At 41.8% G+C, this 22,393-nt stretch carries 15 protein-coding genes; 13 read left to right on the forward strand and 2 right to left on the reverse strand.

Features of this window, described 5'->3' with window-relative positions:
• Positions 1–6: 6 nt before the first annotated feature.
• A complete protein-coding gene (locus ACKTT2_RS24340; RefSeq protein WP_407891326.1) occupies positions 7–234 on the reverse strand; it encodes a hypothetical protein in 228 nt (75 codons plus the stop codon).
• 157 nt (positions 235–391) lie between these two features.
• Between ACKTT2_RS24340 and ACKTT2_RS24345 the strand changes: the two genes are divergently transcribed.
• The 5 genes from ACKTT2_RS24345 to ACKTT2_RS24365 all read left to right on the forward strand — a co-directional run bounded on the left by ACKTT2_RS24345 (position 392) and on the right by ACKTT2_RS24365 (position 8,730).
• Positions 392–841, forward strand: a complete 450-nt coding sequence (locus tag ACKTT2_RS24345; RefSeq protein WP_407891328.1) for a GNAT family N-acetyltransferase — start codon at positions 392–394, stop codon at positions 839–841.
• An 834-nt stretch (positions 842–1,675) separates the two neighbouring features.
• Positions 1,676–2,182: a pyridoxamine 5'-phosphate oxidase family protein gene (locus ACKTT2_RS24350; protein WP_407891330.1), complete on the forward strand. Its 507-nt coding sequence runs from the start codon at positions 1,676–1,678 to the stop codon at positions 2,180–2,182.
• Between the two features lie 188 nt (positions 2,183–2,370).
• Positions 2,371–7,155 (forward strand): ATP-binding protein, encoded by a 4,785-nt coding sequence (locus ACKTT2_RS24355; protein WP_407891332.1) that lies wholly within the window; start codon positions 2,371–2,373, stop codon positions 7,153–7,155.
• A gap of 31 nt (positions 7,156–7,186) precedes the next feature.
• Positions 7,187–7,474 (forward strand): ATP-binding protein, encoded by a 288-nt coding sequence (locus tag ACKTT2_RS24360; RefSeq protein WP_407891334.1) that lies wholly within the window; start codon positions 7,187–7,189, stop codon positions 7,472–7,474.
• 131 nt (positions 7,475–7,605) lie between these two features.
• Positions 7,606–8,730 carry a diguanylate cyclase domain-containing protein gene (locus ACKTT2_RS24365; RefSeq protein ID WP_407891336.1) on the forward strand — a complete coding sequence of 375 codons (1,125 nt, stop codon included), beginning with the start codon at positions 7,606–7,608 and terminating at the stop codon, positions 8,728–8,730.
• 19 nt (positions 8,731–8,749) lie between these two features.
• On the opposite strand, the gene ACKTT2_RS24370 is transcribed toward ACKTT2_RS24365, so the two are convergent.
• Positions 8,750–8,926, reverse strand: coding sequence for a hypothetical protein (locus ACKTT2_RS24370; protein WP_407891338.1), 177 nt, complete (start codon positions 8,924–8,926; stop codon positions 8,750–8,752).
• Positions 8,927–9,058: 132 nt separating this feature from the next.
• Between ACKTT2_RS24370 and ACKTT2_RS24375 the strand changes: the two genes are divergently transcribed.
• The 8 genes from ACKTT2_RS24375 to bcp all read left to right on the forward strand — a co-directional run bounded on the left by ACKTT2_RS24375 (position 9,059) and on the right by bcp (position 22,391).
• Positions 9,059–9,541, forward strand: a complete 483-nt coding sequence (locus ACKTT2_RS24375) for a serine/threonine protein kinase (protein ID WP_407891340.1) — start codon at positions 9,059–9,061, stop codon at positions 9,539–9,541.
• Positions 9,538–9,801, forward strand: coding sequence for a protein kinase domain-containing protein (locus ACKTT2_RS24380; protein WP_407891342.1), 264 nt, complete (start codon positions 9,538–9,540; stop codon positions 9,799–9,801). The genes ACKTT2_RS24375 and ACKTT2_RS24380 overlap by 4 nt, the downstream gene beginning before the upstream one ends.
• Positions 9,764–10,378, forward strand: a complete 615-nt coding sequence (locus tag ACKTT2_RS24385; protein ID WP_407891344.1) for an ATP-binding protein — start codon at positions 9,764–9,766, stop codon at positions 10,376–10,378. The genes ACKTT2_RS24380 and ACKTT2_RS24385 overlap by 38 nt, the downstream gene beginning before the upstream one ends.
• A gap of 87 nt (positions 10,379–10,465) precedes the next feature.
• Positions 10,466–14,881: a GAF domain-containing protein gene (locus ACKTT2_RS24390; RefSeq protein ID WP_407891347.1), complete on the forward strand. Its 4,416-nt coding sequence runs from the start codon at positions 10,466–10,468 to the stop codon at positions 14,879–14,881.
• A 368-nt stretch (positions 14,882–15,249) separates the two neighbouring features.
• On the forward strand, positions 15,250–15,633 hold the full coding sequence (locus tag ACKTT2_RS24395) for a PAS domain-containing protein (RefSeq protein WP_407891375.1): 384 nt from the start codon (positions 15,250–15,252) through the stop codon (positions 15,631–15,633).
• Positions 15,634–15,667: 34 nt separating this feature from the next.
• Positions 15,668–15,982, forward strand: coding sequence for a hypothetical protein (locus ACKTT2_RS24400; RefSeq protein ID WP_407891349.1), 315 nt, complete (start codon positions 15,668–15,670; stop codon positions 15,980–15,982).
• Positions 15,880–21,705, forward strand: a complete 5,826-nt coding sequence (locus ACKTT2_RS24405; protein ID WP_407891351.1) for an nSTAND1 domain-containing NTPase — start codon at positions 15,880–15,882, stop codon at positions 21,703–21,705. Before ACKTT2_RS24400 ends, ACKTT2_RS24405 begins: the two co-directional genes overlap by 103 nt.
• A 203-nt stretch (positions 21,706–21,908) precedes the next feature.
• On the forward strand, positions 21,909–22,391 hold the full coding sequence (bcp, locus tag ACKTT2_RS24410) for a thioredoxin-dependent thiol peroxidase (RefSeq protein ID WP_407891353.1): 483 nt from the start codon (positions 21,909–21,911) through the stop codon (positions 22,389–22,391).
• Positions 22,392–22,393 lie beyond the last annotated feature (2 nt).

Below are 22,393 nucleotides of genomic sequence, written 5' to 3' on the forward strand. Positions count from 1 at the left end.
CTTTTCCTACTTCGACTTTCGACTTTTTTGATGAATTACGGCAGTCGAACAAATATTGGAGAAAGGGCAGTTGAGAGCGATCGCGCCAACAGGGGTTAAATGCAGGTTTTCACTTTCTCCCATGACCAAGGTGGGGTAGATGCGATACACTCGCCTATCTACGGCGTGCGATCGCCTTTGGCGTGGCGAGAGCCAATCGCGTTGGCAACGAGAACAGACCCTGACGCTTACCATTTCGCGTAGAAAATCTTCCTTGTCTACAATACCTCCCGTCTTCCTTGTCTTACCTTCAGGAATTGTAAAAAACCTACCCCTGTGAGGGGGCTAGGGGGGATCGTGTGTAGCAATCATTTGGTGAAATGGTATTAAATCCATTGCACGGTACATAATTATGATTTCTTTACCAGCAGAATGTGTTCTTCGCAAAGCAACATCTGAAGATATTTGGTCTATCCGGCTACTGGTATTGAGAGCAGCACTCGATCCTACTCAAATCAGATGGCAGCAATTTTGGGTTATAGAATGCAAGGGTCAGATAGTAGCATGCGGACAACTCCGCAACTTTTCTAGAGTACAAGAACTTGGAAGTTTAGTCGTGTTACCTGCATGGAGAGGTCGCGGTTTGGGAAGAATCTTAACACAACATCTGATTCATCAAGCAACTTTGCCACTTTATTTAGAATGCTTAGGTCAGCAATTAGCTCAGTTTTACAGCCGCTTTGGCTTTACTCCAGTCGCTTTTGAGAATTTACCACCATCTCTTAAACGTAAGTTTGGTATATCACAATTAGGGAAAAAGCTCATCAGAATTCCTGTTGTATTTATGCACTATGACCAGTGAACAGTGACCAGTAATCAGTGAACAGCGATAGTCGATTAAGTATTTCATACTTGTTAATAAGGTAATAGATGATGGTGTTTTAGTACTGCATATGTCACTGGTAATAAATAAGCTAAAACTCCATCTCTAGACTCAAGCATCCAATGTGTAAAGACGTTAACACCTAAAATACACGGGAGCGTGGTAGCCCCGAAAGATAAGTCTCAAGACATTAAATGAATTGAGACTTATATGTTATTTATATCGGGGTGGAAACGCGACACGTCCCATTTTAATGGGCGTAGTGTGGTATATTTTTATTAGTAGCTTTTGAGTACATAGGCTTAATTAAGTGAAGGTACGCAAATGCTTACGCCCTTACGGGTTCGCCACTCCTCTACGAAAGGAAACCTTTCTACAAGGGTGGACTCACTACGTTGTATTTGTCCAACGTCCATGGTTGAAAGTACACCGGACTTGTTGTTTGGACAAGAAATCAGGAAAGTTTTCATGTATTGTGGGGCGGAGCCGCTCCCGTGGTCGGCATGAAAGCAATGACCTAAACTGCGAGTTGAGTAGGCTAGTCCGAAAGCCCGTGTCCCTGGTAGAGCGGCAGAGCGGTTTGACCCATAGCTAGAAAACGTTGACCAGATAGTCATCCTATGCAAATAGGTTCGGACGAAAAGTTGACGCCTACTTCTAGCCTGAATCCGCTAAATTCTATTTAGCGGTGTGGCTCAACAAGTTAAGCAACCCCAAGGCGGTAATGGAGTATGACGCCCATTAAAATGGGCCGTGTCTTAGTTTCTCCTTGGTCTAAAGACGCAAGGTTTCCCTACTCCCGGAGGTTTTTAGATGACAGATTCACAAGAGCGCAATCAAACAATTCAGAAGCTGCGCGAACTTATAAAGGATATGGACATTGGAATGCTGACTACAATCGATGAAGACGGAACGTTGCATAGTCGCCCCATGTCAACCAACTCTGAAGTGGAATTTGATGGAGACCTCTGGTTCTTTACTTACGCCAGTTCTCACAAAGTTTTGGAGATCGAACAGCACCAGCAGGTTAACGTTAGCTTTTCTGACCCTAAAGCGCAAACCTATGTTTCTATGTCAGGTATAGCTCAGTTGGTACGCGATCGCAATAAAATACAAGAGTTGTGGAAACCTCAGCTTAAAGCCTGGTTTCCTAAAGAATTAGAAGAACCCGACATTGCTTTACTCAAAGTGAATGTTGAAAAAGCAGAGTACTGGGATGCACCATCGGGTTTTATCGCACATACAATTGGTTTGGTGAAAGCAGTAACCACAGGTGAGAAACCCAAAGTTGGTGAAAATGAAAAAGTCACCCTGAAGTAAGGGACTTCCAAACAAAAAAGTCTCCAAAAAACTTCTTGTGGTACGGGCGTCCCGCCCGTACTAGATAAGAGAGCGATCTATCGATCTGAAAACTACTGGAAAATTTCGAGATAAATTTTGGTTCTCGTTAGTAAAAAACTACAAGTATCTGGGAACACTAAATCTGGTACTCTTGAAGATTTAGCAGTATGGTTAGTAACCAAATCAGTATTCCTGGATATCAAGCGCTCGAACAAATTTATAATGGTTCGAGAACCATTGTTTATCGAGCTTGTCGAGAGACTGACTGCTTACCCGTAGTTATTAAACTGCTGAAGAATCCCTATCCCAATTTTAGCGAACTCTTATCATTTCGCAATCAGTACGCGATCGCTCGAAAAGTCCCCCTTGCTGGTACAGTGAAACCGTTGGCGCTTTTGCCATATCGTCAGGGCTATGCCTTAATTATGGAAGATATCGGCGGTATTTCCCTGTCAAATTATCTCAAACAACAGGCACTTAGCGATTGCTCCCCCCAATTCCACCCCCATAAAAAGCAGTGCGACTCTATTTCCCACACCCCTTGTGTCCTAAAAGTTGACGAATTTTTCACCATTGGCATACAACTGGCACAGACATTAGCAGAATTACATCGCTGTCAGGTCATTCATAAAGACCTCAAACCAGCTAATATTTTGATTCAGCCCCAAACAAAAGAAGTCAAACTCATTGACTTTAGTATTTCATCTTTATTACCGAGAGAAACACAGGAAATTCAAAATCCTAAAATTCTGGAAGGGACTTTAGCCTATCTCTCCCCCGAACAGACCGGGCGGATGAACAGGGGGATTGATTACCGTAGCGATTTTTATTCTCTTGGCGTGACGTTCTACGAACTCCTAACGGGACAACTCCCCTTTGTCATTAACGATCCCATGGAGTTGCTTCACTGTCATATTGCAGTGCAAGCACCCGTGGCTCATGACCTCAACGCTGATATTCCACCCATTCTCTCGGAAATTCTTGCCAAATTAATGGCAAAGAACGCGGAAGATCGCTATCAGAGCGCGTTGGGACTAAAATATGACTTGGAACTGTGTCAGACGCAATGGCAGAAAAACGGCAACAGGGCTTGGTTTACTCTAGCACAGCGCGATAGAAGCGATCGCTTCAATATTCCTGAGCGTCTTTACGGTAGAGAAGTTGAGGTGATTGAGCTACTGAGTGCTTTTAATCGCGTCAGTGAAGGCAAATCAGAACTGATGCTGGTGGCTGGATTCTCCGGGATTGGCAAAACTGCCGTTGTTAATGAAGTGCATAAACCAATTGTCCGGCAACAAGGTTACTTCATTAAAGGCAAATACGACCAATTCAACCGTAACATTCCACTCTCTGCCTTTGTACAAGCTTTGCGGGATTTAATGAGACAGTTGCTGTGTGAAGATGATGAGCAACTAGCGCGGTGGCAAACTCACCTCAAAATAGTCTTGGGGGAAAATGCCCAAATCGTTATTGAGGTAATTCCTGAGTTAGAGCAAATTATTGGCGAACAACCTCCGGTTCCGACACTCTCAGGGAGTACAGCCCAAAACCGCTTTAATTTAGTTTTTCAAAAGTTCATTCAGGTATTCGCTACACAAACACATCCGTTGGTTATCTTTTTAGACGATTTGCAATGGGCAGATTCAGCTTCGTTAAATCTCATGCAGGTGTTGATGAGCCAAAGTCAAGGGGGATATCTACTGTTAATTGGCGCGTATCGCGATAATGAAGTGTCACCCGTTCATCCGTTGATGTTGACTCTCGAAGAACTTAAGAAAGCTCGTGTCACAGTCAATATAATGACATTGACTGCTTTAAATCAAAGGAGTTTGAATGCGTTGGTTGCGGATACTTTGCAATGTCGAGAAACAGTGGCTCAACCTCTGAGCGAGTTGGTGTATCAAAAGACAAAAGGAAATCCTTTTTTCAGCACGCAGTTTCTTAAAGTATTGCACGAAGATGGGTGGATTGAGTTTGATACTCAAATGGGACATTGGCAGTGCGATCTGGCGAAGGTGAGATCTCTCTCGCTAAGTGACGATGTAGTAGAATTCATGGCAATGCAGTTGCAGAAGTTGCCACTTGCGACTCAAAATCTTTTGAGACTTGCGGCTTGTATTGGCAATCAATTTGATTTGGTGACTCTGGCAATTGTTTCCGAACAAACTCAACTCGAAGTCGCAACCGTGCTATGGTATGCACTAGAGGAAGGGTTGGTGATTCCGCAAAGCCAAGTGTATAAATTTTATCAAACTTCGTCATTGGTCAATGGTCATTTGTCATTAGAAAAAAGCGAACAAATGACTATTGACAAAGGACAAAGAACAATTTACAAATTTCTGCACGATCGCGTCCAACAAGCTGCCTATTCCCTAATTCCTAGTCATGAGAAACAACCCATCCACCTGAAAATTGGACAGTTACTTCTGAAGAATACACCGATTGCTAAGCAAGAAGAACGCATTTTTGAAATTGTAGGTCAACTCAATAGAGCAGTTGAGTTAATTACCCAATTCACAGAACGTCAAACCCTAGCGGAATTTAATTGGATGGCAAGCTGTAAGGCAAAAGCTGCTACCGCTTATACCGCCGCCCTTGAGTATGCTCGTACAGGGATCTGTTTACTAGATGACAAATGCTGGCAAAGTCAGTATGAGTTGACCCTGGCATTGTATCAAGTTGCAACGGAAGCTGCTTATCTCAGTGGGGAGCTAGAGCAGATGGAAACTTTTGCCAATGATGTTTTAAGTTATGCAAAGACTCCTTTAGATCGAGTCAGCGTTTATGAGGTCAAAATTGATGCAATCACCGCTAAAGGACAATTTGCAGATGCGATCGCAGTGGCGCTTGTTATTTTAAGCCAATTGGGAGTAGAATTGCCTCCTGCCACTGAAGAAAACGTTGCAGTTGCTTTTCAATCTGTCTTAAATGCAATGGGAGAACAGTTACCTTCAGAGTTACTAACACTACCAGAAAATATCGATAAAAATTTGCTTGCGGTAGCCAGAATTTTAACATCTGTAGCACCCACTGCTTATCTGTTCGACCCAATGTTATACACACTTGTGGTTTTAAAAAAGGTTTATTTATCAGTTGTATATGGTAACGATCCAACCTCAACCTTTGGTTATGTTAGCTATGGCATATTGATGTGTGGTGCAAAGAAAAATTTTGAATTGGGTTATGAATTCGGACAGTTAGCCCTCACTCTGCTATCGCGCACTCAAAATTCAGAACTTAAGGCGAAAACGTTATGCCTAGTCAATGCATTTACACAGCATTGGAAGGTGCATTTGCGCGAGACATTACAACCCTTACAAATGGCTTATTCTAGCGGTTTAGATGTGGGCGATCTAGCTTTCGCTGGCTACTCTACTCACATCTACGGATTTTACTCCTATTTTGCTGGGGAAAACTTAACCCAACTGGAGTTGGAAATCGCCGAATACTGCCAAGCACTCGATCGCTTGAAGCAAACTGTAGCTTTAACCTACTGTCAGTTGCTTCGACAAATTCTGCTCAATCTAACAGGACGTGCAGATAATGCGGCGATCTTAAGCGGTATAGCCTACCACGAACAGGAGCAAGTACCATTTTATGAAGCAACGGGCGATCGCAATGGACTAGCTTTTCTATGGATTCACAAACTAGTCTTATCTTATCTGTTTTCTGAGTGGGAACAAGCAGTAGACCAAGGAAAACAAGCGAGACGGTATTTGGATACTATCCTTGGTTATATGCACGTACCCATCTTTCATTTCTACGAATCATTGGCGTACCTGGCACTATTACCGCAACGCTCAACCCCAGAACAACAGGAAATTGAGGAATGCATTGCTGCCAATCAGGAAAAACTCAAGGATTGGGCAACTCGTGCATCTATGAATTTTCAACATAAATACGATCTGGTGGAAGCGGAACGTTATCGGGTTTTGGGTCAGCGAGTGGAAGCAATTGAATATTACGATCGCGCTATCACCGGAGCCAAAGAGCATGAATTCATTCAAGAAGAAGCTCTTGCCAACGAACTCGCTGCTAAGTTTTACTTAGACTGGGGCAAAGAAAAAGTCGCGGGTAGCTATTTGCAAGAAGCTTATTACTGCTACGCTCGTTGGGGAGCCAAAGCTAAGATCGTAGATCTAGAAACCCGTTATCCTCAACTGCTTGCACCCATTCTTCAGCAACCCCGTTCTGCCTTCTCGGTTAACACAACCGTCATTAGTTCGAGCAGTAATGGTTCGACGACTTCTAGTAGCACTATTACGGATGCACTCGATTTCGCTGCTATTCTCAAAGCCGGACAAGCCCTTTCAAGGGAGATTGAATTAGACAAACTTTTCTCAACCTTGTTGCAAGTCGTTATTGCCAATGCTGGAGCAGATAAATGCGTACTACTCCTTTCACAGGAAGGTCGCTTGTTGGTTCAAGCTGTTGCTAAATTTAATTTTTCCCCAATTCTCTTCGACCCACATTTTATCGAAGAAACTGAGGATGTACCAGTCAGTCTTGTCAACACTGTCAAACGGAGTTTACAACCAGTAGCAGTTTTTGATGCGACAATGGCTCCTGAGTTTATCCACGACTCCTACATTCAGCAACAGCAGCCTAAGAGCATCTTGTGCAGCCCGATTTTGTATCAAGGCAAGTTGTTGGGTATTTTGTATCTGGAAAACAATTTGGTCACTGGCGCATTTACCCTCGCTCGTGTCGAACTACTCAACACGATTTGTGCTCAAGCCGCCATTTCTTTGGAAAACGCTCGATTGTATCAGAAATCCCAGGCTTATGCTCAACAATTAGAAATCGCTTTACAAGAACTCCAACACGCCCAACTCCAGATTGTGCAAAGTGAAAAGATGTCAGCATTGGGTAATTCAGTCACTGGTGTGGCGCATGAAATCAATAATCCTGTTGGTTTCATTGCTGGAAACTTGCAACCTCCCAGACATTAAATGTTTCCCCGGACAACTCAATCAAGTGTTTATGAATATTCTGGCAAATGCCATTGATGCAATAGAAGATTCATTTCTCAAGAGTTATTGGTCATCTGCAAGTGGAAAAATTCCCACGATTACAATTCGCACCGAATTAACAAGCAGCGAGCATATTCTGGGGATGATTCATGACAGGGTTGTTGTTCAGATTCAGGATAATGGGCTCGGAATGACAGAAGAGGTAAAGCAAAAAATTTTCGACCATTTGTTTACGACTAAAGAAGTCAGTAAAGGAATGGGGTTGGGACTAGCGATAAGCCGGAGGCTTAACGGCTAAAGCCGTATCGCACGTCAAATTGTGTTAGAAAAACATGGCGGAGCGATTGAAGTTGAGTCCAATTTAGGTAAAGGTTCTAAATTTGTTATTACACTTCCAGTTAAGGAGAGTTCCTAAACCCAATAATGTTTATGGCAGATAATATACCTCAATCAACTTTAGATTTTGCCACTATTTTAAAAGCTTCTCAAGCACTGTCGAGTGAAATTCATTTAGAGAACTTAATTATAACCTTGTTGGATACAACGATCGCGAATGCCGGAGCCAGTAAAGGTGTGTTGATACTGCAATGGGACGATACTTTACAAGTGGCATCTGTGATTGAGTTAGGGCAAGAACCTAAAGTTTTACAAACAGTTCTTGTGGATGATAGCAGTGATGTTCCCATCCGCCTAATTTACACTGTTAAACGTACTTTACAAACTGTTATTATTGATGAGGTAACTAAAGAAGCTTTATTATTTACAGATTCCTACATTATCCAGAAGCCACCTCAAAGTTTATTATGTATGCCCATCATAAATCAGCGTAAACTTATTGGTGTTTTATATTTAGAAAATCAACAGACAACAGGTGCATTTACAAAAGAACGTGTGGAAATTCTTAACCTTTTATGCTGTCAAGCTGCTATCTCTTTAGAAAATGCCCGACTTTACGAGCAATTAAAACATTATTCTCATTCCTTAGAACTTAAAGTGCTAGAACGTACAGCCGAATTAAAGAAAGCAAATGAAGAACTTCATCGAATAGCGACTTTAGATGGTTTAACACTTGTTGCTAATCGCCGTCAGTTCGATTTTTACTTGCAGGAACAATGGCAACAGTTTCTCTTAACTAACAATTCCTTGGGACTACTTTTATGCGATATCGACTATTTCAAATGCTATAACGACTACTACGGTCATCAAGCTGGGGATGAATGTTTAAAACAAATCGCTCAACTCTTAAATCAAGTAACTAAACGACCCAGAGATTTAGTTGCTCGTTATGGAGGTGAAGAATTTGCCATTATTTTGCCCGATACTGATGTATTGGGAGCAAAGAAAGTTGCTGAAAGGATTGTTTTGGAAACCAATCATCTGCAAATTCCTCACGCCAGATCGCAGGTCTCGTCCCATATTACCTTGAGTGTAGGAATCTCGAGCAGTCTCATTCTTCAGCCAAATTCATCTTGGTATACCTTGATTGCTACTGCCGATCGCGCCTTGTACCAAGCCAAACACACTGGTAAAAACCGATACTGCGTTTACGAGTGACTTACGATGTAAAGGGAGATTAAGAGGGGTAAAAATAATGTGCGGGTTTCTGCGTTAACCTTGCTTTAGTTCTGGCTTCATAAATCAACTGTGCTACCTCTGCATTAATAGAAGCTTCCGCTACCATCGCCTCAAGCTCAGAGTCGCTACGAGTCATTTTGTCAATGATTTTTATCGCATCATTCGTCTGGTGCATCCTCTTCCTCCTCTACATAAGTGTGAACATCTGGATTTTCTTCAAATAATGGTATAATTTCGGTTCTTTGTAGTAAACAATTGTCCATCCTTGGGAATACTATAATTTGGTAGTCTCAAAAATGCACGCAGTATGATTAGTAGCCAAATCAGTCTTCCTGGATATCAACTGAGCGAACAACTCTATAATGGTTCAAGAACCCTGGTTTATCGTGCTTTTCGAGAGACTGACTCCAGATCTGTAGTTATTAAACTGCTGAAAAATCCCTATCCCAGTTTCAGCGAACTAGTGCAGTTTCGCAATCAATACACCATTGCCAAAAATCTCAACTCACCCCTCATTGTCCAAGTCTATAGCCTGGAATTGTATCAAAATGGCTATGCCTTGGTGATGGAAGACTTTGGAGGGATTTCTCTAAAAGATTATTTCACCACTGACCAGAAGCGAATTGCATCTTTAGAGGAATTTTTATCTATTGCGCTCGCTTTGTGCAATACCTTAGATACTCTTTACCACGAACGGATTATTCATAAAGACATCAAACCTAGCAATATTTTAATTAATCCCGAAACAAAACAAGTTAAATTAATTCTCCCGAACAAACAGGAAGAATGAATCGCTCAATTGACTACCGGACTGATTTTTATTCACTGGGTGTTACTTTCTATGAGTTACTGACAGGAAAGCTACCCTTTGAGTCCCAAGACGCGATGGAGTTGGTACATTGTCATCTTGCCAAAATGCCATGTCTCATAGGGAATAGGGGACAGGAAATAAGGGGGAAACAAGAAATTCCGCAAGTTTTATCAGATATTGTGATGAAATTGATGGCAAAAAATGCTGAAGACCGCTATCAAAGTGCAAGGCAAAATTGAGAGTTTCCCAATAGCACAAAAAGATACGTGCGATCGCTTTATTATTCCCGACAAACTTTATGGACGAGAAAACGAAGTAAAAACTCTACTCCAAGCATTTGAAAGAGTTTGCTTGGGCGCTACTGAAATGATGCTAGTTGCTGGTTTTTCGGGAATTGGCAAAACAGTAGTTGTCAATGAAGTTCACAAACCGATTGTAAGACAACAGGGTTATTTTATTAAGGGCAAATATGACCAATTGCAACGCAACATTCCTTTGAGTGCATTTGTGCAAGCCTTTCAGGATTTAATAAAGCAATTGCTCGCTGAAAGTGATGCTCAAATTCTGCAATGGAAAAATAAAATTTTAGAAGCTTTAGGGGAAAACGGACAGGCGCTCGTAGAAGTTCTTCCCGAATTAGAAAAAATTATTGGTCTTCAACCACCAGTTCCCGAACTATCAGGAACATCAGCACAAAATCGATTTAATTTATTATTTCAGAAGTTTATCAAAGTCTTTGCTAATAACGCGCATCCATTAGTCATATTTTTAGATGATTTACAATGGGCAGATTCAGCATCACTAAAGTTAATATAATTACTTATAAGTGATACAGGAAATCTTTTCGTAATTGGTGCCTATCGCGATAACGAAGTCAACTCCGGACATCCATTATTATTGACTTTGAGGGAAATTCAACAAGCACAAGCAGCGATTAACACGATGACTTTAGCACCCTTGAGTCAACTACAAGTCAATGAATTAGTTGCTGACACGCTAAAATGTACAAAAAAATTAGCCTCACTACTTTCTCAATTAGTCTTTCAAAAAACTCAAGGTAATCCGTTTTTTGTCACGCAATTTCTCAAAGCTTTGTATCAAGATAAACTAATTCAATTCACCTTTCCAAGTGGGTGGCAATGTGACATTGCACAAGTGACTCAGCTTGCACTAACAGATGATGTTGTTGCTTTTATGGCAGTTCAATTGCGAAAACTACTGCCATCAACTCAATATATATTGCAGCTAGCTGCTTGCATTGGTAACTCATTTGATTTGGCAACTTTAGCAATCGTTGCAGAACAGTCAGAGGTAGAAACGGCGGCTAATTTATGGAAAGCTTTACAAGAAGGGTTGATTTTACCTATTAGTGAAGTTTATAAATTTTATCAACAAGAGTCATTAGTCAATAGTCATTCGTCATTTGGAAACAGTAAACAAATGACTAATGACAATAGACCATTGACAGTTTCTTACAAATTTTTGCACGATCGCGTCCAACAAGCTGCCTATTCTCTGATTCCCGACGACCAAAAACGAGCAACCCACCTGCAAATCGGACAATTACTCCAGCAAAATTTTTCGGAGAGTGAGCTTGAAGAAAAGCTGTTTGATATGGTCGGACATCTGAACCAAGGACAGGCGTTAATCGTACAACCCGGCGATCGCGAAACCCTAGCGCAATTGAACCTCAAAGCTGGTGCTAAAGCCAAAACTGCGACTGCTTATGCCGCCGCCAAAGTTTATTTCCAAACTGGGATAGCTCTGCTCCAACCCGACTGCTGGCAAAACCAGTACGAATTAGCTTTGAAGTTATACGTTGCAGCAGCTGAAGCCAGTTATTTGAATGGTGATTTTCAGGAAATGGAGCAGATCGCTACCCTCGTGTTACAGCAAGCACAGACAATTTTCGACAAAGTAAAAATCTATAAAATTCAAATCGCAGCACGAACAGTTAGCAGCCAAGTATTAGAGGCGATCGCATTAGGAAGAGAGGCGTTGGCTCAATTGGGAGTAGACTTTCCTCTGGAAGTAGATGAAGTTGGAATTAGCAAGGTTTTACAAGACCGGAACCAGCAACTCCAAGACAGAGAGATTGCAGGGCTGATTGACCTACCGATGATGAACGATGCCACCGCTCAAGCCGCTATGCAAGTGTTAGGAGCGTTATTTCCACCAGTATCGCTAAGAATGCCAAAGTTACTACCCGCGTTGAGCGATAGAATGATGAATTTGTCCCTCAAGTTTGGTAATGCCCCCACCTCGACGGTCGGATATGTGACTCATGGCATGGTGCTATGTGCCTTTTTAGGTGAAGTCAAAACAGGCTATGAATTTGGCTCCTTAGCGTTAAACTTGCTGGAACGGTTGAACGAGCGGGCAATGAAACCTATTATTCTGAGCTTGTTTGGGTCTTACATTCAACACCATCAGGAATTACTGAGGAAAACGCTAGTGACCCTGAAAGAGGGTTACATGACTGGCATGGAAACTGGCGATTTTCTCAACGCTGGCTACAACATAGTGTCTTATACCTGTAATGGGATTTTTGCGGGTGTAGACTTAGATACGTTAGAAACCGAATCAGTTGTTTACAGCGCTGTCCTGACTCAGGTGAAACAAGATTCGGCGCAGATTTTTTTGGGCATGGCAGGGCAAACGGTGCAGCATTTGAGAGAAACGGTGAGCCAGCCCGATTGCTTAATAGGTAATGCCTACGATGAAATAGTGATGCTGTTGAAACATCAGCAGGATAATGATTTCATGGCAATTGCTGTTTGCTACATCTACAAACTGCTGCTTGCTTATTGTTTTGGCAACTATCTGGCTGCTCTCGACTACGTTACCCAAGCCAGTCCCTATTTCATGGTGTTGTCGGGATTAGTTCTTATTCCTATATTTCATTTTTATGCTGCACTAACACATCTAGCACTTTTACCCACCCAGCCAGATCGCGTCCACTTGCATACCCATACTTGGGACAGACGCGAAGAAATTTTTACTATAGGCGATCGGTCGAACTCGATCTCAGAATCAACGCCAGAACGACTGTTTGCCCAAGCCACAAGCCATCAAACGATTCTGCACCAATGGGCGCAAAATGCCCCAATAAACCATTTGCATAAATGGTATCTCGTGGAGGCAGAACGTTATCGAGTTTTAGGTGACAAAATTGCTGCTATTGAGTGTTATGACCGAGCCATAACTCTTGCTAAAGAACATCAGTTTATTAACGAAGCAGCCTTAGCCAATGAACTGGCGGCTTCGTTCTACCTCGACTGGGACAAAGCGCGGATTGCCCAAGAATACACGATCGAAGCTTACTATGGTTATGCCCGTTGGGGGGCTAAAGCTAAAGTTACTGACCTGGAAAGCCGCTACCCACAACTGCTGGCAACAATTCTACAACAGGCGGCTACGGCATTGACGCCTACTGATACTGTTTATGCCGACGAAAACCAATTTGCTTCTCAAACTTTGGCAGAAGGGAGCGGTCATAGTGCGTCCGCAGCTCTCGATTTAAGTACCATCCTCAAAGCCTCTCAAAACCTTGAGAGCAAAATTCAACTCGACAAATTGCTATTTGCACTCCTAGAAATTATCACAGCAACGGCTGGTGCAGATAAATGCGTGTTGATGTTACTCGATGGCGATCGACTCAGCATTGAGGCAATAGCTCGGGTTGGACAATCGCCGATGGTTTTGCAGTCCATACCCGTGTCAGACAGCAAAGATGTGCCTCGGAGTCTTGTCAACACTGTTAAACGCACCATGGAACCAATTGTGATGGTGGCAACAGTGCATCCATCGTTTTTAACAGATCCTTACTTTTTAGAGCAACAGCCCAAGAGTTTGCTGTGTATGCCAATTCTCTATCAAGGTAAACTCCTTGGTTTGCTATATCTGGAAAATAATTTAGCGACGGGAGTATTTACCAGCGCTCGCGTCGAACTACTGAACTTACTCTGCACTCAAGCCGCGATTTCGTTGGAAAATGCCAGACTTTATGAGCGTTCGCAGAACTATGCCCAACAACTAGAACAGTCGCTGAATGAGTTGAGCGCCGCGCAGTCTCGCTTCCACAACCTGGTAGACAACGTTCCGGGAGTGGTTTATCAATACCTCATGAAGACTGATGGGATTTCATTGATAAGTTACATCAGTGCCGACTGTTACAGCTTGCTCGAAATTACTCCCGAACAAGCCATGTCTAATACAGAGTTTTTCAACGATATGGTGCATCCAGACGATGTGTCTCGTTATCAGCAGTCTGCAACTGATACCATTCAAACCCTATCTCCCTGGCATTGGGAAGGTCGAATTGTCACCCCATCGGGAGTTATTAAGTGGATTCGCGGAGAATCACGTGTCAAAAAGTGCAGTGATGGTTCAGTCATTTGGGATGGATTATTATTGGATATTAGCGAACAGCAAGCTGCACTTCACGAACGCAAAAAAGCTGAACTGACTTTACAGCAAAAATCTCTGGAATTAGAACAGGCATTACACAACTTACAAAACGCACAATTACAAATTGTCCAAAGTGAAAAAATGTCTGCACTGGGTAATTTAGTGGCTGGTGTAGCTCACGAAATGAATAATCCCCTCGGTTTTATTACTGCGAGTCTCCAACAAGCCAAACCAATTTTTAGCGATATAATGGAACATCTAAGACTCTATCAAGACTTACTATCACCGAGTCATAAAATTCTTGACCATGCTGAAGAAATTGACTTGGAATATAGTTTAGAAGACTTGCCAAAAATGATTGACTCCATGATGATAGCATGCGATCGCCTCAAAAATATCAGCATTTCACTCCGCACTTTTTCCCGTACAGATCGCGACTATAAAGTACCGTTTGATATTCATGAAGGCATCGACAGCACACTTTTAATTCTCAAACACCGCCTGAAAGCTAACGAAAAACGCCCTGCCATTCAAGTCATAACTGATTATGGCAAAATCCCACAAATTTCATGTTTCCCCGGACAACTCAATCAAGTGTTTATGAATATTCTAGCCAATGCAATTGATGCTATAGAAGAGTCATTTGTCAAGAGTCAAGAATCATTTGCCAATGGAAAAATTCCCACAATTAGGATTTGCACTGAATTAACAAGCAGTTACACCGCTCGACAGATGACTCATGACAAAGAACATTCCCTCGGTGACAGCGTTACCATCCAGATTCAAGATAATGGCATTGGTATGAACGATGAAGTAAAACAGAAGCTTTTCGAGCATCTGTTTACCACCAAAGCTGTTGGCAAAGGAACCGGATTGGGACTGGCGATAAGCCGGAGGCTTAACGGCTAAAGCCGTATCGCGCGTTAAATTGTAGAAGAAAAACACAGTGGCAAATTGAGCGTTCGCTCCGTTCTGAGTCAGGGAACCGAATTTTGTATTGAACTTCCCGTATAATACCAAGTTGAAACAACAACCATTGAATCAAGTGCAAGTGAATGATTTAGTAGCAGTCATTCGGGTCTAACCCACTCGTTTAACCAATACTTTAAATAATGCTTATGCAGCAGGCACTCACCTCCGTTGCGGAGAGCGTGCTTTCGTTATGGTCAAACCGCGTGCAAAGAGCAGATAATTTCAAAACTAAGGTGCCCAATGATAGTAAATAATTACATGAAAAGGGTGCCAATTACGCGCAGGGCTTAAGTTTACCTCATGAAATTCTTGGTAAGAATGACTATGATTTGCCTTGGAGCCAGGAAGAAGCAGATTGGTATTGCAAATGCGATCGTCGTATTATGGCGTCAGGACAAGCCGAACTCCATATTATTGAGCGATCGCGACGAGCAGATGGTCAGCAAATTTGGTTAGATACTAACAAGATGCCTTTGCATGATGCTAACGGTAACGTGTTCGGTATTTTATTGGTGACAAGTGATGGCTCTTTGATTTGGGATGGAATATTGTGGGATATTAGCGAGCGCAAACGAGCAGAACTTGACTTGCAACAAAAATCGCTTGATTTAGAACAAGCTCTCAAAGATTTACAACAAGCTCAATTACAAATTGTTCAAAGTGAGAAAATGTCAGCACTGGTACCATAACCGGGAAGTAGCAGAATGGGCTGCAAATTACTATATGCAAGTCAAGCTAGGGCAGTACTGGATTAAAAAAGCTTCAGATCGACATCCATTAGTTGCACCAATTCCAGAGACACCAGATAATGATGGTTACACCCCTCAACGCGCACATCAAGTGATTCAACGATTAGAACACATCGCACGTTGGCAGAATATTCTTGACTTAAAAACTTCACCTACAAGTCAAGCCAATCTAGTTCGGAGTATTTTATGGTGGAAATTAGAAAGAGTTACGCGATCGTTATTGGTATCAATCAGTATGCCGAACCCAGTTGGAAACTCAAAACTGCGGCTAATGACGCTTGTCAACTAACGGAAATTTTAAAAGACGTTTATGAATATGAGGTTTTACAGTTATTAGACGAACAAGCAACTGGTGAAAAACTCAATCATCTATTAACAGCTTTTGAAAACCAAACTATTCCTTTCGATTGTGGTAGTAAAAAAGTAGAACCAGATGACCGTGTTTTATTTTACTTTGCCGGACATGGTATTGCTGTTAGAGATGAAGACGATACTCCCCAAGGCTTTATCTACCCTCAAGATACCATCCGAGAAGACAACCTTAGCCTAGTATCTATGCAGCAACTACATGATGCTTTAGTAAAACTAGGATGCCGTCATTTGTTAATTATATTAGATTGTTGCTTTGCCGGGAGTTTTCGTTGGGTTACCAGACAAGCAGAACTAAGAAAAGAAGAAATGTACTTGGAGCGCTATAATCGGTACATTGCAGGTTCTGCCCAAGAAGTTATTACCTCCGCTGCTTATAACGAACGTGCCGCCGATTTCTTGTATGGTTTTGGAGAACGGGGGGAAGATAATAAAAACTCTCCCTTTGCTGAGGCATTACTTGAAGCTCTCAACCCCAAAAATGAAAAAAATGCAGATTTTAACAAAGATGGTATCATTACTATTACTGAAGTTATTAAACATATAGAAGATAAATTCCTAGATTTGAACGCCGGACAAACTCCCGGATATAGTCAACTTAAAAAACATGATTTTGGTAAGTACATATTTGTTATACCTGGGTTTGATGCAGCCAGCAAGTTAAAAACAGCACCGCTACCTGATGAACAAGATCCAAGATATCCCTACAAGGGTTTGCTATCTTTTGAACAAGAAGATAAAGATAAATTCTGTGGGAGAAAAAGGTTACAAGAAAAACTAGTTCAAAAGGTTAATTCAGAACCACTGACTGTAGTACTGGGGGCTTCTGGTTCGGGAAAATCTAGCTTAGTGAAAGCAGGACTTATACCTGATTTAAAAACTACTCAGTCTGAATTTAAAATTTTAGACCCAATTCGTCCGGGTGAATCTCCCCTAGTTGCTTTGGCAAGAGTGTGTAAGGATATAAAAAACCCTACCACACAATCAAGTCAAACTAAGTTTTATCGTGAAAACCTCAATAAAAATGATTATTTTGCTGAAAAAGTTGGCAATTGGGGTTTAGTACATCTTAATGAAAAATTATTGTTAGTTATTGACCAGTTTGAAGAATTGGTGACTCAGTGTCGTAATGACTCAGAACGTCTAAAGTTTTTGCAACAGTTAGCCTTGGCAATAGTGCATTGTCCAGAACAGTTACGCATTGTTGTCACACTGCGTTCTGACTATGAACCGCTAATCATCTCGCTATTTAAATCTCAATTGCCCCAGATAGATTGGGTAAAAGCGCGACTGGAAGTATCGCCGATGACACGCGAAGAATTACGAGCAGCAATTATCGAACCTGCTGAAAAGATCGCCTTGTTTTTTGAGGAAAAAACACAAGAGTCAGAAAGCCATTTGGTAGACCAATTGATTGATGAAGTGATAAACATGCCTGGTGGTTTACCACTACTTTCTTTTACTCTTAGTGAACTCTACCGCAAATTTTTCAAAAAAGCTCAAGTTAACGAACAATACCATCGGGTGATTACGCACAAAGATTATCAAGAATTAGGTAGAGTAACTGGCAGCCTCACCAAAAGAGCTGATGAAATATACGAGAAGTTAAAAAGTGAAAACAAAGACTACGAGCAAATCATTAAACATGTGATGCTACGTATGGTATCGGAAGGTCGTGGTAATTTGGCACGCAGACGGGTAAGTATCACAGAGTTGCAATATCCGCAACCATTTAAGAATCTGGCAAATGAGGTCATTAAAGAATTTACACAAGCGCGTCTGTTGGTGAAAGGGCGAGATGAGAAAGAAAATGAATACGTCGAACCAGCACATGATGCTTTAATTCGGGGATGGAGTCAGCTGCGTGAGTGGTTAGAACCGAAGCAAGCGCAGGAGGAATTAGCTATACAAAGGCAGTTAACGCCAGCGGCTGAGGAATGGAACTGCAAGAAACCAGAAAATTTTAATTGGCAGATGCAGCTCCTTAATTGGTTAAACTATCTTGGGCAAGGAAACGAATATGCAAACTATTTATGGAATGCCAACCCTTATTTAGATATCCTCAAAAAGATACTTAACTCACCAGACAATTGGTTTAACCAACTAGAAACTGAGTTTGTACAGCGTAGCATCCAAAAGCGAACAACTTATTGGCGGCTCAGATGGGGTTTGATTGCTGCTGCATTTACTGTGGTATCGGGATTTGCTTTTGTTCAGTGGTGTCAGAGGCGAAATGCTGAGCTAGGAAGATTGGCAGCTCAGAGTGAAGCGTCTTTTAACTCCAATCAGCAGTTGGAAGCATTAATCGACAGTTTAAAAGCAGGTAAAAAGCTACAACTGCCAATAGGGATAGAAGATGATACCAAGTTGCAAGCGATGACTGTTCTCCAACAAGCTGTTTACTCGGTACGCGAACGCAATAGTTTGCAAGGAGAACGAGGACATAAAGGTACAATTAGGGATATCAGCTTCAGCCCAAATGGACAGATTATCGCTTCGGCAAGTGTTGACAAGACAATTAAACTTTGGGATTTACAAGGTATTGAAATTAATACTCTAAAAGGGCATAAAGATATAGTTAATAGTGTTAGCTTTAGTCCCAACGGACAAATGCTCGCTTCGGCAAGTTATGATAAAACTATCAAACTTTGGAGTATCAACGGCAAGTTACTGAGTGACATACCACAAGCCCATAAAGCACAAGTCTATGGTATTAGTTTCAGTCCTGATGGTCAAATGCTCGCTTCAGCAAGTTGGGACGGAACTATCAAACTCTGGAGCATTAGCGATCGCACTTTGAAGTTTCTCAAGACGGTTGAACTCCCTCCAGAAATTCTTGACGCGATTAAAAAAGATCGCGGTAGTAATACTTCAAAGTCAAAGCCATATTCATTCAATGGAGTCAGCTTTAGTCCTGATGGCAAGCTGATTGCCGCAGGTAATGAAGATAAAAAGGTGCGGATTTGGAGTCGAGATGGTAAACTGCTAAAAACTTTACCAGGACATTCTGAGGGCGTTAATGGAGTCAGCTTTAGTCCAGACGGTAAAACGTTAGCTTCATTTAGTGGCGACAGCACGATTATACTCTGGAACCCTCTTGATGGTAAAAAGCTGAACACCTTAATCGGACATAAATCTGAGGTTTATAGCACGATCTTTAGCGCTGATAGTAAAACGTTAATTTCGGCAAGTAATGACAACACCATCAAATTCTGGCGCATTGAGGATGGCAAGGAACTGAAAACTTTGGCAGCACATAATAATCCTATTCGCAGTGTCAACATCAGCCCCGACGGCAAAATGCTAGCTTCGGGAAGTCTTGACAGTACCATAAAATTCTGGAGCGTTGATAGTGAAAATGCCATCGCTCTGGCAGCGCATCGCAAAGAAGTTTATAGCATTAGCTTTAGCCCTAACAGCAATACTGTAGCCACGGGTAGTGGTGATTTTAGCTCCACAAAGAATGGAAAGCTATACCAGATTAAACTTTGGAGAAAGTCTAATGGAAAAGAATTAATGACACTCAAGGGGCATGAAAGTGAGATCGTTTCTACTAGCTTTAGTCCAGATGGTCAAATACTAGCGTCTGGGGATACAGGCGGTGCGATGGTACTCTGGAACCCAGCGAACGGTAAAATACTCAAAAAGTGGAAGGCGCACGAGCAAGATATTCGTGGACTCAGTTTCAGCCCTGATGGCAAGTTATTAGCGTCAGCAAGTCATGACAAAACTATCAAACTTTGGGATCGAAAAGGTCAATTTCAGACACAACTTCCAAAACAAGAAAATGAAGTTGCTAGAGTCAGCTTCAGTCCTGATAGCAAGATGATAGCTTGGGGAAGTCTGAGAACTATTACACTTTGGAATTTAGAGCAGCACAAAGTCATCAAGACACTTGAAGGGCATGACAAAGGACTTGTCAATAGCTTAAGTTTTAGCTCTAACGGCAAGATATTAGCTTCCGGAGGTGAGGACAAAATGGTTATACTCTGGAGTATTCCTGATGGTGAGAAACTTCATCAACTTGAAGGACATACTGAAGGTATTAATAGTGTCAGTTTTCGTCCTCATTCAGATATATTAGCTTCTGCTAGTGATGACAAAACTATAAAACTTTGGGATACAAAGCTTGGTAAAGAAATTAGTACTCTCAAAGGACATAGCGCTCCAGTATATGGCGTTAGCTTTAGTCCTGATGGCTTGACTTTAGCTTCGGCTAGTGCTGATAGTACTGCCCTGCTGTGGAACACAGAACTCTTTGATTTAAACACTGCTTTGGCACGGGGTTGTAAGTTGGCGAACAATTATCTGCATCATCTCAGCATAGATAACAGCGAGCGATATATCTGCGATAATGTTTCGGAAACTAATCCAAAAATAAAAATCAGCCGTGGTGACAAAAACCTTGTACCAACTCGACCCAACCCAGACAAATTAGCTGGAATAGATGCGTTCATTGATGGCAAATTAGATCGAGCTGCCAAACATCTGCAAGACTATTTAAATAAGAATCCTAACGATCCAGAAGCATTAATTTATAAAAATAATGCGGAAATTCATCAGCAGAAATCCTATACCATCGCTGTCTCAGTTCCATTGGGTAGTCATGTTAATGGTGCGTTAGAAATCTTGCGGGGAGTTGCTCAAGCACAAAATGAAATTAACTTAGCAGGTGGAATCAACGGTGTGAAGCTACGAGTGTTAATCGCTGATGACGAAAACAATCCCACGGTTGCCCGACAAGTTGCAAAAAAATTGGGGAAAAATACTGCCGTGTTGGGTGTTATAGGAAATTATGCTAGCGATGTTGCTCGGGAGACAAGCAAGGTTTACAGTGACAACAAACTAGTAGCAATTTACCCAGTTAGTACCTCAGTTAATCTAGCTATGGGCATGGGCGATGGGCTTGGTCATTATCTTTTCCGCACTGTTCCCAGCGATAAACAAGCAGCACTAGCCTTGGCTGAGTATATGCAATATCAATTAAATAAGAAGAAAGTAGCCATTTTCTATAACTCCAAAAATGAATATAGTCGTTCCTTTAAATCAGAGTTTGAACGTACCCTCAAGTCCCAGCAGAGAGTGAGTGTATTTGATTTTTCCGCTGAAGATTTTCAAGCGGATCGTAGTGTCGATAGTTTGCTCAAAGCTGGGGCTGAAGTCTTGGTTTTATTACCTGATACTGAAAAACTCAATCAAGCCTTAGAAGTTTTGAATGAGAACGCTAAACGACCAAAACTACCCGTTTTAGGTGGAGATAGTTTATATTCACCTGCTATTTTAGAAATTGGTGCAGACAATGCCAAAGACACGATCCTATCGGTTCCTTGGAACTGGGAAACAGCTCGCTTGTCAGGTTCAAAATTTACTTCTTCATCTCAACAACTCTGGCACAGACCTGTGAGTTGGCGCACAGCCATGTCTTACGATGCAACGATCGCCTTGATTGCTGCTATCCAAAAGAAAAACACTCGTGAAGGTGTAGCCCAAGTACTGCAAGCAAAAGACTTTAGTGCTGATGGAGCTAGTGGTAAGATCCAATTTGTCAACGGCGAGCGTGCTCAAAACAGTCAATTAGTCAAAGTGCAACGAAAGGGCAAATTACGCTCTGGCTATGATTATGACTTTGTTCCCTTACCTTAGTATTCCCGCGACCACCGGAACTGGCGAACCCGGAGGGACTTCGTTTGTATAGCAAGAGAAAGGCACTGAATTTGCGATAAGCTGGGTACAGCTTGCGCTTTGCGATAAGCGAAGCATAACGGTTAAATCCGTATCGCACTTCCACTTAACTAAAAGAAAAGAAATAATTCTCGTAGCTTGATATATCTTAACAGCATAAAATTATGTCATATAGTATACCTGAAGCAGGACAAAAAGCGCCTGAGTTTTCCGTACCAGACCAAGATGGTCATCAAGTGAGTTTAAGCGAACTGTCCGGTCAGTGGATTGTTCTTTACTTCTACCCAAAAGATGACACCCCTGGTTGTACGACGGAGGCGAAGGACTTTACTGAGTTAAATCCAGATTTTAGCAAAATGGGTGCAAAAATCTTAGGTGTTAGTGTAGACTCAGAAAAAACTCATTGTAAATTTATTAATAAGCATAACTTGTCAATTACACTATTAAGCGATCCCCAACATCAAGTCGCTGATGCTTACGGTGCTTGGCGATTGAAAAAGTTTATGGGTAAGGAGTACATGGGTGTGGAACGTTCAACTTTTCTCATTGCACCCGACCAAACTATTGCATACAATTGGGCAAAAGTCAAAGCTAAGGGGCATGCAGCTGCTGTACTGACTAAATTGCAAGAACTGATAGAGCAATAACT

Origin of the sequence: Scytonema hankhaensis NUACC26, assembly GCF_045865695.1 — a bacterium.
Taxonomy (GTDB): Bacteria; Cyanobacteriota; Cyanobacteriia; order Cyanobacteriales; family Nostocaceae; genus Scytonema.

Bases quoted from the DNA above. Each gene is read 5' to 3' on its own strand.
- ACKTT2_RS24340 (WP_407891326.1), bottom strand. From the start codon at position 234: ATGGTAAGCGTCAGGGTCTGTTCTCGTTGCCAACGCGATTGGCTCTCG.
- ACKTT2_RS24345 (WP_407891328.1), top strand. From the start codon at position 392: ATGATTTCTTTACCAGCAGAATGTGTTCTTCGCAAAGCAACATCTGAA.
- ACKTT2_RS24350 (WP_407891330.1), top strand. From the start codon at position 1,676: ATGACAGATTCACAAGAGCGCAATCAAACAATTCAGAAGCTGCGCGAA.
- ACKTT2_RS24355 (WP_407891332.1), top strand. From the start codon at position 2,371: ATGGTTAGTAACCAAATCAGTATTCCTGGATATCAAGCGCTCGAACAA.
- ACKTT2_RS24360 (WP_407891334.1), top strand. From the start codon at position 7,187: ATGAATATTCTGGCAAATGCCATTGATGCAATAGAAGATTCATTTCTC.
- ACKTT2_RS24365 (WP_407891336.1), top strand. From the start codon at position 7,606: ATGGCAGATAATATACCTCAATCAACTTTAGATTTTGCCACTATTTTA.
- ACKTT2_RS24370 (WP_407891338.1), bottom strand. From the start codon at position 8,926: ATGCACCAGACGAATGATGCGATAAAAATCATTGACAAAATGACTCGT.
- ACKTT2_RS24375 (WP_407891340.1), top strand. From the start codon at position 9,059: ATGATTAGTAGCCAAATCAGTCTTCCTGGATATCAACTGAGCGAACAA.
- ACKTT2_RS24380 (WP_407891342.1), top strand. From the start codon at position 9,538: ATGAATCGCTCAATTGACTACCGGACTGATTTTTATTCACTGGGTGTT.
- ACKTT2_RS24385 (WP_407891344.1), top strand. From the start codon at position 9,764: ATGCTGAAGACCGCTATCAAAGTGCAAGGCAAAATTGAGAGTTTCCCA.
- ACKTT2_RS24400 (WP_407891349.1), top strand. From the start codon at position 15,668: ATGCAAGTCAAGCTAGGGCAGTACTGGATTAAAAAAGCTTCAGATCGA.
- ACKTT2_RS24405 (WP_407891351.1), top strand. From the start codon at position 15,880: ATGGTGGAAATTAGAAAGAGTTACGCGATCGTTATTGGTATCAATCAG.
- bcp (WP_407891353.1), top strand. From the start codon at position 21,909: ATGTCATATAGTATACCTGAAGCAGGACAAAAAGCGCCTGAGTTTTCC.